General features: G+C 42.5%; 9 protein-coding genes and 1 tRNA gene. All 10 read right to left on the bottom strand.

Features of this window, described 5'->3' with window-relative positions; translation table 11 throughout:
- Nucleotides 1–52: 52 nt before the first annotated feature.
- The 10 genes from pnp to CCS90_RS02905 all read right to left on the bottom strand — a co-directional run bounded on the left by pnp (nucleotide 53) and on the right by CCS90_RS02905 (nucleotide 13,663).
- The gene (gene pnp / locus CCS90_RS02950; RefSeq protein WP_099018006.1) at nucleotides 53–2,149 is read right to left on the bottom strand and encodes a polyribonucleotide nucleotidyltransferase; all 2,097 of its coding nucleotides are present in this window, start codon (nucleotides 2,147–2,149) and stop codon (nucleotides 53–55) included.
- Between the two features lie 121 nt (nucleotides 2,150–2,270).
- A complete protein-coding gene (gene rpsO / locus CCS90_RS02945; RefSeq protein ID WP_099018005.1) occupies nucleotides 2,271–2,537 on the bottom strand; it encodes a 30S ribosomal protein S15 in 267 nt (88 codons plus the stop codon).
- Between the two features lie 138 nt (nucleotides 2,538–2,675).
- On the bottom strand, nucleotides 2,676–3,605 hold the full coding sequence (gene truB, locus CCS90_RS02940) for a tRNA pseudouridine(55) synthase TruB (RefSeq protein WP_099018004.1): 930 nt from the start codon (nucleotides 3,603–3,605) through the stop codon (nucleotides 2,676–2,678).
- A 9-nt stretch (nucleotides 3,606–3,614) separates the two neighbouring features.
- On the bottom strand, nucleotides 3,615–3,992 hold the full coding sequence (rbfA, locus tag CCS90_RS02935) for a 30S ribosome-binding factor RbfA (protein ID WP_099018003.1): 378 nt from the start codon (nucleotides 3,990–3,992) through the stop codon (nucleotides 3,615–3,617).
- A 16-nt stretch (nucleotides 3,993–4,008) separates the two neighbouring features.
- Entirely contained in the window at nucleotides 4,009–6,672 is a 2,664-nt protein-coding gene (infB, locus tag CCS90_RS02930; protein WP_099018002.1) for a translation initiation factor IF-2, read from the bottom strand.
- A 19-nt stretch (nucleotides 6,673–6,691) separates the two neighbouring features.
- Nucleotides 6,692–8,173: a transcription termination factor NusA gene (gene nusA, locus CCS90_RS02925; protein WP_099018001.1), complete on the bottom strand. Its 1,482-nt coding sequence runs from the start codon at nucleotides 8,171–8,173 to the stop codon at nucleotides 6,692–6,694.
- Entirely contained in the window at nucleotides 8,170–8,634 is a 465-nt protein-coding gene (rimP, locus tag CCS90_RS02920; RefSeq protein WP_099018000.1) for a ribosome maturation factor RimP, read from the bottom strand. Before rimP ends, nusA begins: the two co-directional genes overlap by 4 nt.
- 138 nt (nucleotides 8,635–8,772) lie before the next feature.
- Nucleotides 8,773–8,849, bottom strand: a tRNA-Met gene (locus CCS90_RS02915).
- Between the two features lie 408 nt (nucleotides 8,850–9,257).
- Nucleotides 9,258–10,499: a cation:proton antiporter gene (locus CCS90_RS02910; RefSeq protein ID WP_099017999.1), complete on the bottom strand. Its 1,242-nt coding sequence runs from the start codon at nucleotides 10,497–10,499 to the stop codon at nucleotides 9,258–9,260.
- A 113-nt stretch (nucleotides 10,500–10,612) separates the two neighbouring features.
- Complete coding sequence (locus tag CCS90_RS02905) at nucleotides 10,613–13,663, bottom strand: TonB-dependent receptor (RefSeq protein WP_099017998.1); 3,051 nt, start codon at nucleotides 13,661–13,663, stop codon at nucleotides 10,613–10,615.
- Nucleotides 13,664–13,702 lie beyond the last annotated feature (39 nt).

Genomic DNA, 13,702 nt, shown 5'->3' with positions numbered 1-13,702 from the left:
CAAAAAAAAGCCCGCAACAAAAGCGGGCTTTTTTTGTACTGAATAACAATTATTATTCTGGTTTTTCTTCCAATGCTTTCATTGATAAGCGAACACGGCCTTGTTTATCAACTTCCAACACTTTAACTTTAACCACTTCACCTTCTTGAATCTTGTCAGTAACTTTAGCCACACGCTCATGACAGATTTCTGAAATGTGAACCATGCCATCTTGGCCTGGTAATAAGTTAACAAATGCACCGAAGTCCATAATTTTGACTACTTTACCTTCATAAATCGTACCTACTTCAACTTCTGCAGTCAGGTCTTCAATGCGTTTCTTGGCCAAATCACCGTCTTCGCGATTGATAGAAGCAATCGTTACAGTACCGTCATCGTTGATGTCGATTGTGGTGTTGGTTTCTTCAGTCAATGCACGGATGGTGGCTCCGCCTTTACCAATGATGTCACGAATCTTATCAGGATTGACTTTAATCGTTTCTAACCTTGGCGCATAAGCTGACATTTCTGTGCGGGCAGATGAAAGTACTTTGTTCATTTCGCCTAAGATAAAATGACGACCAGCCGTGGCTTGGTTCAAAGCAATTTCCATAATTTCAGGCGTAATGCCTTCAATTTTAATGTCCATTTGCAAAGCAGTGATACCATCTTCTGTACCAGCCACTTTAAAGTCCATATCACCCAAATGATCTTCATCACCTAAGATGTCAGACAATACAGCAAAATCTTCACCTTCTTTGATCAAACCCATGGCAATACCAGCCACTGGTGCTTTCAAAGGAATACCAGCATCCATCATGGCCAATGAAGAACCACAAACAGAAGCCATAGAACTTGAACCATTGGATTCAGTGATTTCAGATACCACACGTTTTACATATGGAAAATCTTCTTCACTAGGAACCACTGCCATCAAACCACGTTTAGCCAAACGACCATGACCAATCTCACGACGTTTTGGACCACTCATGAAGCCCGCTTCACCGACACAAAATGGAGGGAAGTTGTAGTGCAACATGAAATCATCTTTAGACTCACCTTCAATCCCATCGATCAATTGTGCATCACGACCTGTTCCCAATGTAGTGGCCACAATCGCTTGGGTCTCACCACGGGTGAACAACGCTGAACCATGGACTCGAGGTAAAATACCCACTTCAACTGAAATAGGACGAACTTGAGTAGGGTCACGACCATCAATTCTTGGTGCGCCTGAAATCACTTTATTGCGCACATGTTCTTTTTCAAGTTTGCTGATCAAAGCAGAAACTTCCTTCGGATCATTGCCATGCTCTTCACCTTGAGGACACAATTGCTCCATGGCAGCTGTTCTCATGGCAGCCAATGCCGCGTAACGTTCTTCTTTTTCTTGGTTGGCAAATGCAGCTTCGATCACAGGTCCGAATTTTTCATTGATCTCAGTCAACAAAGCTTCATTGATGGCCGGTGCTTCCCATTCCCAACGAGGCTTACCGAAATCAGCAGCAAACTCTTTGATGGCTTCGATCGCCACTTGCATTTGCTCATGACCATAGTTAACAGCGCCCAACATCACTTCTTCACTCAGTAAATCTGCTTCTGATTCAACCATCAATACTGCTTTATCAGTACCGGCTACAACCAAATCCAATTTTGAAGTTTCCAATTGTTCCAAAGATGGGTTCAACAAGTATTCACCATCTGCATAACCAATTCTGGCTGCACCAATGGGGCCGTTGAACGGCAAACCTGAAATAGCCAATGCGGCTGAAGTACCAATCAATGCCGGAATGTCGGCATCAATTTCTTTGCTGAATGACATCACAGTGGCGATGACTTGAACTTCATTTTTAAACCCATTTGGGAATAAAGGTCGGATCGGTCTGTCAATCAGACGACAAATCAATGTTTCTTTTTCAGTGGGTCGGCCTTCACGTTTGAAGAATCCGCCAGGAATTGCACCCGCTGCATAAAATTTCTCTTGATAGTTTACTGTTAATGGGAAAAAGCTTTGATCTGGCTTGGCTTCTCTCTTACCAACAACAGTAACCAATAGGACCGTATCGTCCATGGTGACTTTGACAGCCCCTGTGGCTTGTCTTGCTATTTGTCCTGTTTCTAATGTTACGGTGTGTTTTCCATACTGGAATTGTTTAATATTTTTATTCACTTTCTTTTCCTGGTCGAATTGACAACCTGTTATTTTCTTACTTACCTACTGATACATTCCCTTGAATGCACCTTTAATCTACCAATTAAAAAAGCCCGCTATAGCGGGCTTTTTTATCAGTTTATCTTCTTAAACCTAGGCGCTTGATCAGATCTTGATATCTGGCCGTGTCTTTGCGTTTGGTATAAGCCAATAATTTACGACGTTGATTAATCAAATGAATCAATCCGCGTCTAGAATGCTTGTCTTTTTTGTGGTTTTTGAAATGCTCAGTTAAGTTACTGATGCGGGCTGTTAATAAAGCCACTTGCACTTCTGGTGAACCGGTGTCATTGTCACCTGTTTGGAAATCTTTGATGATTTCTTGTCTTTGTTCAACTGTAATCATTTTTGCTCTCGTTGAAGGGGTCTTTATTCATTGGATTGACCCATTAATAATACCGAACTGCCGTCAGACTTGTCGCACAGTTCAGAGGTGGGCGTATTCTAATGGTATTGCACCTCAATAACAAGTGTTTTCGGGGTTTTAACTCAGCCTTGACAGCCTTTGTTGGTATGATTTCATGAAAATGTTTTTTACCCTCAGTTGACCACCATCGACCTGCCCTATGCCTAAGAACAAATTCTGCTGATCCAACATCACATATAGCTCATCGGCTTGATCACACTTTACCTGTTTGCCATGAATTAAATCTTGTGTTTGCTGTTCGCTCAAATGAATCACTGGGTATTCGATCAAGGCTTTTTCAAATGGAATCAACACATCTTCAAGCTGTTTAATCTCAGCCAATTGTTCCAATGTTTTCATACCAGCTGCATTGAAAATACCTGTTTCAGTGCGATGTAAGGCTGACATGTGGCTGACCGTACCCAGTTGAATGGCAAAATCTTCTAACAATGTTCGGATGTAAGTGCCTTTGGATACTTTGATTTCAAAATCGATGTAATCAGGGGTATTTTCTAACAATTTAAATGCATGAACAGTGACTGGTCTGGCTGGTCGTTCAACGGTGATTCCTTGCCTTGCCAAATCATACAAACGTTGTCCTTTGTGATGCAACGCAGAGTACATCGGTGGCACTTGTTCAATGTCTCCGGTGAGCGCCAAGCAGGCTTGTTCGATTTGTTGATCACTGACCTGAGTCAATGCGGCCGTTTCAATGGTTTCGCCGGTGGCATCACCGGTATCGGTTTTAATCCCCAATACGCACCGTGCGATGTATGTTTTGTCAGAATTGATCAGTAAATGAGCTACTTTGGTGGCATCACCAAAACAACAAGGCAACAAACCTGTTGCCATGGGGTCCAGGTTTCCAGTGTGTCCTGCTTTTTTGGCTTTGATTAAATGCCTGAGTTTTTGCAGCGCCAGATTGGAACTGATTCCTTTGGGTTTATTTAATAATATGATGCCATGCAAATCATCATAATTGCGCTTGGCTGAGACATGATTGCCCATAAACGTGAATTAACTGTCTTCTTCAGGTAAGTTCGGGTCAGTGGCCCTGGCTTTTTGGATCAAAGTTTCTAATTTTCGACCGTATTCCAAAGAAGAGTCATATTTAAAACGCAATTCTGGCACCTTTCTGGTGTTCAACTGGCTCGCCATGATTTTTCTCAACGGCTTTTCATTCAACCGCAAGGTTTGGATCGCTAACTTTTCTTGGGATGGATCCAAAGTGTTGATATAAACAGTCGCCACTGATAAATCACGGGTCACTTCGACATCTGAAATGGCAATAAAAGAAGTGTCTTCATCTGGCAAATTTTGATGAATGGCCGTAGCCAAACAACGCCTTAAATGTGCGGCGACTCGATCACTTCTTTTAAAATCTCTGTGTCCCATAAATTAATCCTTGCCTTTAATCCAAAGTTCTTTGAACTTCAATGCGTTCATAACATTCAATCTGATCGCCCGGCTGAACATCATTGTATTGTTTTACACCAATACCACACTCAGTTCCAGATTTCACTTCTTTAACATCGTCTTTGTGTCTGCGCAATGACTCCAACTCACCTTCAAAGATAACCACATTATCACGCAACACGCGGATCGGGTTGTCTTTACGAACCACGCCATCAGAAACCAAACAACCTGCAATGGTGCCAAATTTAGATGACCTGAAGACATCTCTAACATCTGCATTACCAATGATTTCTTCTTTGATTTCTGTACCCAAGATACCAGTCACTGATCGTTTAACTTGATCAATGGCTTCATAAATAATACTGAAATAATGAAGGTCTAAATCACTTTCTTTAATGAATTCACGTGCGGCTTTGTCTGCCCTGACATTGAAACCAATGATGATGGCACTTGACGCTGCAGCCAATTGGGCATCGGCGTTGGTGATTCCACCCACACCTGATGATATGACATTCACATTGACGTCATCATTAGAAATACTTTCCAATGATTCTCGCAGTGCTTCAACCGAACCTTGCACATCGGCCTTGACCAATAAATTCACTTCAAGCTTAGCTTCCTTACCCATTTGCGACATCAAGTTTTCAAGCTTAGCGGCTTGTTTACGCTTAAGTCGTGTTTCTCTCTCACGTTCACGGTGCTCTTGTGCCGCTTCACGTGCGTGTTTTTTGTTCTTAACCACCAGGAATTCGTCACCGGCGATAGGCACTCCAGACAGTCCCAATACAACAGCAGGTATGGATGGTCCAGCCGCAGCAATTTCATTGCCATTTTCGTCAATCAAGCTTCTGATGCGACCAAATTGTTCACCACAAAGAATCATGTCGCCTTTTTTCAAAGTACCGCTTTTAACCAGTACGGTTGCAACCGGGCCACGTCCTTTGTCCAGTGAAGATTCAACCACGATGCCAGAAGCATCTGAATCTTTAACTGCCTTCAATTCCATCACCTCAGCTTGTAGTGAGATGGCATCCAATAAAGCATCAACACCTTGTCCAGTCAGTGCCGAAACTTCAATGAATTGAACCTCTCCACCCCAGTCTTCTGGAACCACTTCATGAGCAGCCAGGTCTTGTTTCACTTTGTCTACATTGGCATCCTGCAAATCAACTTTGTTGACCGCAACGATCAATGGTACGCCGGCCGCTTTGGCATGAGCGATACCTTCTTTGGTTTGGGGCATGACGCTGTCATTGGCTGCCACAACCAAAATAACGATGTCTGTCACCTGTGCTCCACGGGCACGCATGGCTGTAAAAGCTGCATGGCCGGGGGTGTCGATGAATGAAATCACACCTTTTTCAGTTTCAACATGGTACGCACCAATGTGCTGCGTGATGCCACCGGCTTCTTTGTCGGTAACTTTGGTTTTTCTGATGTAATCCAACAATGAAGTTTTACCATGATCAACATGACCCATTACCGTCACAACTGGCGGTCTGGTTTCTGCATTTTCTTCGTCAATGCTGCTGACTGACTCTTCTTTCAAAATATCAGCTTTGGTCTGTTCAACCGCTTCTTCAGCAATATGGCCCAATTCTTCGACCACCAACATGGCAGTGTCTTGATCCAATGGTTGATTGATGGTAACCATCATGCCCATTTTCATCAATACTTTGATGATATCTGCTGCTTTGATTGACAGCTCTTTGGCCAAATCTGATACTGTGATGTTTTCAGGAATGGCTACCGTTTTGACCACTGGTGCAGCAGGAAGCTGAAAGCCATGCTCTGCATTTGATGGTGCCACGTGTTTCCGTGCTTTTCTATCAAACCTTTGATGACCCGCTTGAACGTGCAACTGTTTTCGGCCATAACGTGTGTTGTTACCTTTGTTGCCAGCTTCATTGGCTTTGCCTTTACCAGCAGCAGGGGCAGCAGGTTGTGATTGAGTTTGTTCCTTTTTCTTTCTGTTGGCTCGCTCAGCAATGGCTTTTTGCACTTGCTGATTAACCAAATCTTCGTGTCTTTTCTTCTTCGCTTCTTCTTTGTTGACCGACTCAGCTTTGGCCTGCTCTAATTTGGCTTGTTCATCGACCAAATTTTGTTGGGCTTCTTCTTGCTTGCGAATTTCTTCTTGTTCAGCTTCAAGTGCCAAGCGCTCTTGTTCTTCTTTGGCTTTTTGCTCGGCTTCTTTTTGTTTACCCGCTTGTTCCAAGCTTTTTATTTTTTCTTCAGCATCGCGTTTGGCTTGTTCTTCTGCCTCAAGTTGCAACTTGCGATCATCCAATGCACGTTGAGCTTCTAGACGTTCTTTTTCAATCTCCGCCATCTCAGTTTGACTGGGTCCAACAGCAACTTTTTTCTTTTTAACTTCAATGTTGATGTTTTTGGTTTTAGAAACACCGGGTCCACTGCTGGATACGCGTAAAACTTCTTTGGACTTTCTTTTTAAAACCACTTTTTTACGTGGTGATAAATTTTTCTTGTCTTTACCATGCGAGCCACGCAAAAATTCCAGTAATTTTACTTTTGACTCATTGCTGATCGCCTCATCTTCAGATGTGGCTGGAATACCAGCACTTTCCAGTTGTTCCATCAACTTATCTGCAGTGATTCCTAATACACCAGCTAATTGTTTTACAGTTACATCAGACATTGTCGTCTCCTGTTGTTATTTATTCGAACCAATGTTTTCTGGCTTCCATGATTAATTCTGAAGCATCGGCTTCATCCATTTCGATCAACTCAAGCAATTCATCTGTTGCTAAATCAGCCAAATCATCTCTGGTTCTTATGCCTTTGTCAGCCAACATATAGGCCAACTTATCATTCATTAATTCCAAGCCCAACAAATCATCTGCAGGCTTTTTACTTTCTAATTTTTCTTCATTGGCAATCATTTGGGTTAACAAGGCATCCCTGGCTCGTCCCCTTAACTCTTCAACCAAATCTTCATCAAAACCATCAATGTTCAACAGTTCAGCTTCATCAACGTAAGCAATTTCTTCAATGGATGAAAAACCTTCTTGAACCAATAAGATGGCCATGTCTTCATCCACATCCAATTTTTCTTCGTACTCACGCACAAATTCCATCGCTTCAGCTTCGTTTTTCTCTTCCGCTTGCTCGGTGGTTAGAACATTGATTTCCCATTGGGTCAATTCACTGGCCAAACGAACATTCTGTCCGCCACGACCAATGGCCTGTGACAACTGAGCTTCATTCACTGCCACATCGATAGAACCTTTTTCTTCATCGACAACAATGGACTCAATTTCAGCTGGCGACATGGCATTGATCATAAACTGAGCAGGATTCTCATCCCACAAAATGATATCAATTCGTTCGCCACCCAATTCATTGGCTACAGACATTACGCGTGAGCCTCTCATGCCCACACAAGCGCCAATCGGATCTAGTTTTTTGTCATGTGAAAAGACGGCAATTTTTGCCCGGTGTCCAGGATCTCTGGCGGCGCCTTTAATCTCTAAAAATCCTTGTGAGATTTCTGGCACTTCAACCTTAAACAATTCAATCATGAAATCTGGGCTTTTTCTTGAAAGGGTTAGAATGGGTCCACGATTCAATCGATTCACTTCAACCAACAAGCCTTTCAAACGGTCGCCCCGTTTTACTTTTTCACGTGGTATGCCAAATTCACGCGGCACAATGGCTTCAATACCACTGCCCACATCAATAAAGACATGTCCTCGTTCTACACGTTTTACTATGCCCGAAAGCACTTCGCCAATGCGGTCTTCAAACATTTCAACCACTTGCTCACGCTCGGCTTCACGAACCTTTTGCAAAATCACTTGCTTGGCTGTTTGTGCTGCAATGCGACCAAACTCAACCGAATCCATTTGTTCTTCGATCACATCACCTACTTCAATGTCGGCATCGGTTTTTTTCGCTTCTGCCAACAAAATTTCCTTGTCTTCAGATTCAAACTCATCATCTTCGACCACAGTCCATCTGCGGAAACTGTCATATTTTCCAGTGGTGCGGTCAATATCAACCCGCACATCCATGTCTTTCATGTGTTTTTTCTTTGTGGCAGAAGCCAATGCCAATTCGATGGCCTCAAAAATCACATCACGACTGACACCTTTCTCATTTGACAAGGCTTCAGCTACATATAGAATTTCTCTACTCATTTTTTAACTCCACCAAATGTTGGTTTCAACCGAGCTTTCATTACATTACCCATTTCGAATTCATATTCAGTCACTTCATTGGCCACAATGATCTTGTCACCATCGACTGACTTGATTTCGCCTTTAATATTTCTAGCACCATCTACTGGCTGTGCCAATTTGATTTGAACAAACTCACCTTTATAACGATCAAATTGCGTGCTGTTAAACAACACACGATCCATGCCTGGTGAGGAAACTTCTAATACATATGCACCAGTAATGGGGTCTTCAACTTCCAACACCCCTGAAATTTCACGGCTACACTCGGCACAATTGTTGACAGTAATGCCATCTGCATGCTCAATATATACACGCAATATAGCATTGTTCTTTTGTGGCAGGTATTCCAATCCCCAAAAGACGAAGCCCATGTCTTCAATCACAGGTGCAATAAGTTCAGTTAGCAGTTTTTCTTTCATTAACAGTGAAAATACGTTTTAAAAATACTCGATGCTAAGAAATTATAAGATGGGCAAAGACATTTGTCGCTTCACCAATCAATGAATTTCAGCAACAAAAAAGGCTCCACTTGGAGCCTGATAATACGATCAATCAATTGGTTGCGGGGGCAGGATTTGAACCTACGACCTTCGGGTTATGAGCCCGACGAGCTGCCAGACTGCTCCACCCCGCATCATCAAGATGGCATATTCTACTATATAATTTTGTTTTTGCAACAGTTAATGTGGATGAATCAACAAACTTTAGTTCTCAGGTTTGGTACAGGATAAATATTAAAATATAACATGTCATTCAGAGGTAAGGATTATGGGGATATTGCGATTTAAATGAAGCTCATGAAGCGATATTGGAATGCCGTAGGCCGTGTGCCAAAAAAACTGAATGTCATCCTGAGCGAGCCGAAGGCGAGTCGAAGAACCTCCCACAGCGCTCGCAAATTAAAAAGGAACCACCCTTCCAGCGTCAGGAGATCCTTCGACTCATTGCCTTTGTTTTTTCATGGTGCTTTTAACCCCAATACTGTGCGATTAAGTTTTATCTCATGGTTCAAGTCCGCTCAGCATGACACCCTTAATACAGTTCATCCATTGTCCTGTTTAGCCATCGCTGCCACCTTGCCAACTGTCAACCCTTGCACCAATATACTGAACAAAACCACTGCATAGGTGGCTGCAATCAATGGTTCTCTGTATGGTCCAAGCGGCAAAGACAATACCAAGGCCACTGAAATACCACCGCGCAATCCACCCCAGGTCAATATTTTAATGGCATGTGGCGAGTAGGTGTTTTTAAATTTAAGTAAACTGACAGGTAAACCCACACTGATGAATCTGGCCAGAATCACCAAAGGAATGATCAACAATGCACTGTAAATATAACTGGGTAAAAATTGAATCAACAAGATTTCCACCCCAATCAACAAGAACAACACCGCATTCAAAACTTCATCAATCAATTCCCAAAAATTATCCAGACGCTCTCTGGTGACATCGCTCATCGCCAATAGTCGACCTTGGTTGCCTGTCATTAAGCCCGCAATCACAATGGCTATCGGACCCGATAAATGCCAATGTTGTGCCAAGGCATAACCACCAGTCACCATTGCAATGGTGATCAGCATTTCAACCTGGTAGTTGTCAATCGACTTAAGCATCCAATAACCAACATAGCCCAAAGCAATCCCAAACAAAGCCCCACCGACCGCTTCTTGTAAAAACAACAAACCGACACTGGAGAAAGACGCTTCTGCCTGACCGGTCGCCACCCCAAGCACCGCAATGAACAAGACTACGGCAACGCCGTCATTGAACAGGGACTCTCCAGTGATTTTGACTTCGATTGATTTGGGAGCGCCCACTTTCTTTAATATCCCCATCACCGCAATCGGATCTGTGGGTGAAATCAACACCCCAAACACCAAGCAATAAATGTATGAGACTTCCACCCCAAACAATTGGAATATATAAAAGCTAACGACACTGATGATTAAAGAGGAGATCACCACACCAATGGTCGCCAATATGGCAATGGTGTCCTTGACAGCAGCCAAACGGTTGATGTTGACATGCAAAGCACCTGCGAACAATAAAAAGCTTAACATGCCATTCATCACCGTCTCATCAAAATCGACTTGAGAAACAATGGCAGCAATTTGATCGGTGTTGAACCAACCCAGTTTACTCAGCGCCACCAAAATCAAAGACATCAACAAACCAATCAACATGATGCCGATGCCATTGGGTAAGCCAATAAAGCGGTGGTTAAAATACGCAAACAATGCCGCCAATGACAACAAGATGGATACCAAGTCAAATAAACTCATCATATAGATTCCTTAAAAGATGAAGTTATTTTAATTCGAGCCACAAAAAAAGGGTGACTTAATAGCCACCCTTTTTTACAAGCCAATATCATCGGCTCTGATTTTTCAATTGGTTACCAATCTAAACGGATACCAATTTGAGCACGCCATTGTGAAGCGGTGCGGTTGGTACTGAATCGAGTTGGACCATTCCAATTCAAGTTATGAGTACCATCTTCGTCGATGCTGTCTAAGTTGAACACGTCATCACCATCAAAACCAGCTGTTTGGATTTGACCCCAATCACTGTTCATCAAGTTACCCAAGTTTTTCACATTGAAAAACAAAGTGGCTCTGACAGGGCCCCATGCTGGCAACTCTTGAGACATGTTTAAATCAACTGTATTGATTCTTGGTGCTTTGAAACCATTTCTTGGTGCCACACGACCACGGTATTGAGCCAAACCTGAAGATTGTAAAAAGGCTTCAAATTCTGCTTGGTTGTCGCCGTCATCTAAAACATATTCATCAGGCAATGGAACATAAACCAAATCATTGTCACGGATACCATCACCATTGATGTCATTTCTATATGTGTACGAGAATGGTTCGCCATCTTGAGAAATCCAAACCATACCAATGTTGGTGTAGTTGTCACCGAAGAACATGTTTTGATAAACCGTAGTGAATACAAATGCATTCTCAATTTCATAGGCAGAAGTTGCTGCCAAGGCTTGATTGGGGTTGAATGCAGGTGTGTTGTTCCAGTTAGAAATCGCACGAGACGATGTTCCTGCTGAAGCTTCAGTCGCATCAGTGTAGGTGTAAGATGCTTTGGCATACCAATGCTCAGTTTGTGGTAACTCAATACTCACAGTGGCACGTTTGGTGTCACCTTTAGATGTGTTGGTTAAATAAATCACATCATTAAAATCCGAGTTGGCATTGGCACGTCTACCTGAAAAATTCAATGGATCATCATAGTAAGACAAACGTCCATCAGGCAATGTGCCAGTAGGGTCGCCCAAGTTCAAATGTTGGTAATCAATGGCGTTTTGCGCTTTGATGTATTCCAATTCAACCGAACCAATCAAACCAAACCAAGGTAATTCAGCATCTACTGCGATGTTAGACTTCAACACGGTTGGAATTTCAAAGTCTGGATCCAATACATCAACATTTTGTCTAGATGAACCATCCAAAATAGGTTGGTTGTTAGGGTCAAGGCTGAAAATCACACCATCATCATCCACTCCATTGGAGCTGTAGAAAGTCAAATCACCACCGGTGTTGGTGAATGAATTAGACAACCACACGTTGGGTGTGCCACCAGTGAATACACCGATACCACCACGCAACTGCATGTATTTGTCGTCTGACATGTCATAGTTAAAACCAATTCTTGGTTGAAGTGTGCCTTTGCTGACCACGTTGTTGTTGGCAAAACCATAAGCATCAAAGAAATCTTGGTTGAAACGTGGCTTGTCACCTGTATCAGGCTTGTCGAAACGCAAACCCATTTGCACAGTCAAGCGATCATTAACTGTCCAGTTGTCCTGGATGAACAAACCCAGGTTTTCCCAAGACCAATTGGCTTCTGGTCTAGGCACATTAGTTCCGCGATTGTATTCATACCTTGAATGAATACCATTGGCAAAATCATCGATGCTGTCAAATTCATAGTAACCCAAAGCTTGTGAGATGAATAAGTTGCGGATGTCCTGCTCACGCCAATCAACACCAAAAGTCAGGATGTGATCGCCCATGAAGTAATTACCTTCTAAATAAATGTTATCAGTCACAACATTCAATTCGTTGGCATGTCTGAATTCTTCTGTACCAAAATAAACAGAGTTACCATTTCCAACGCCTACTTCAACGTGTGGTAATACAGCATTCAAATCAGGGATTTTATCAAACTCAGAATTAGAGATGCGCAACTCAGTCGAGAAGTTGGTGGTCCAATCACTGTATAAGTTCAAGTTGTAAGATTTGTTTTCAAAAGCATTGGTATACCAATGTGAACTCAAAGAAATTTCACCACCGCCATAATTTGGGAAAATAGGCTGTGAGTCTTCATTGTTCTGATATTTGAATGAAGCCCTGTGATACTCGTTGATGTTCCAGTCCAGTTTTAAAACAATAGACTCTTCTTCAGTCACCAGGTCAGAAGGTGCATCAAAACCACCAACATCAATACCATATACAGATGAAGCCACATCAGCCACTTGCTGAGCTTCTGCTGTCAAACTTGAATTGTTGTTCAAACGAGTTTGCTCTTCTTTTTCATATGCCAAGAAAAAGAACAACTTGTCTTTGATGATTGGACCACCAGCAGATACCGAGTAAACTTCACGGGTAAAATCTGCATCGTCACGTTGCAAATCATCATCTGAATAATACAATGCAGCACGACCAGTGAACTCATTGGTTCCTGATTTGGTGATGGCATTGATGTTGGCACCGGTAAAGTTTGACAACGTCACGTCATAAGGTGACAACTGAACGTTCAACTCTTGAATGGTATCCAATGAGAAAGGTTGTGACAAACCGGGTGAACCACCAGCTTCTAAACCAAATGGATCGCCAATACCTACACCATCGATAGAGATGTTGTTGAAACGGTTATTAACACCAGAAACTGAAATACCTTCACCAAAACTTCTGATGTTGACACGTGAATCTAAACGCACGTAATCTTGAATGTTGCGATCAACAGTCGGTAAATTGGTTATTTGTTCTTGTGAAATGCTGGTACCTGTACCCATGTTGTCTGGATTAAAAGTAGCTGACTGAGCGGCAACGCCGACAGCGGTTACAGTATCCAGGTTGATGGCGTCTTGAACCAACACAGCATCAATGGCACGATCTTCACCCAACTTGATGAAAATGTTGCCTTCTTCAGCATCAGAGAAGCCGTCATTTCTGACTTCAATTTTATAAGGACCACCAACGCGTAAACCGCGTGCTGAATAACGACCTGAGTCGTTCGTAGTCAAAGTCTTAACTTGACCAGTGGGTTCATGAGTCACGATTACAGTGGCACCCGATAAAACATTTCCCGATGAATCAACAATAGTACCGTTGATTGACGCTGATGTTTCTTGAGCCAATGTAACACCCCATGGCAATACTGCGATCATTAAAACCGCAACCATCCATTTAACTTGTTTCATATTTCTCATTGCAAAAACCTATATAAATAAACATAATGACTTTATGGA

This window comes from Marinicella litoralis (assembly GCF_002591915.1).
Lineage (GTDB): Bacteria > Pseudomonadota > Gammaproteobacteria > Xanthomonadales > Marinicellaceae > Marinicella > Marinicella litoralis.
Note: the sequence above shows the minus strand (reverse complement) of the source record. Positions and strands in the feature narration are given on the sequence as shown.

What these genes read in the sequence shown, in the direction of transcription:
- CCS90_RS02905 (WP_099017998.1), bottom strand. Translation starts at nt 13,663, where the DNA reads ATGAGAAATATGAAACAAGTTAAATGGATGGTTGCGGTTTTAATGATC.
- rpsO (WP_099018005.1), bottom strand. Translation starts at nt 2,537, where the DNA reads ATGATTACAGTTGAACAAAGACAAGAAATCATCAAAGATTTCCAAACA.
- CCS90_RS02910 (WP_099017999.1), bottom strand. Translation starts at nt 10,499, where the DNA reads ATGAGTTTATTTGACTTGGTATCCATCTTGTTGTCATTGGCGGCATTG.
- infB (WP_099018002.1), bottom strand. Translation starts at nt 6,672, where the DNA reads ATGTCTGATGTAACTGTAAAACAATTAGCTGGTGTATTAGGAATCACT.
- rbfA (WP_099018003.1), bottom strand. Translation starts at nt 3,992, where the DNA reads ATGGGACACAGAGATTTTAAAAGAAGTGATCGAGTCGCCGCACATTTA.
- truB (WP_099018004.1), bottom strand. Translation starts at nt 3,605, where the DNA reads ATGGGCAATCATGTCTCAGCCAAGCGCAATTATGATGATTTGCATGGC.
- nusA (WP_099018001.1), bottom strand. Translation starts at nt 8,173, where the DNA reads ATGAGTAGAGAAATTCTATATGTAGCTGAAGCCTTGTCAAATGAGAAA.
- rimP (WP_099018000.1), bottom strand. Translation starts at nt 8,634, where the DNA reads ATGAAAGAAAAACTGCTAACTGAACTTATTGCACCTGTGATTGAAGAC.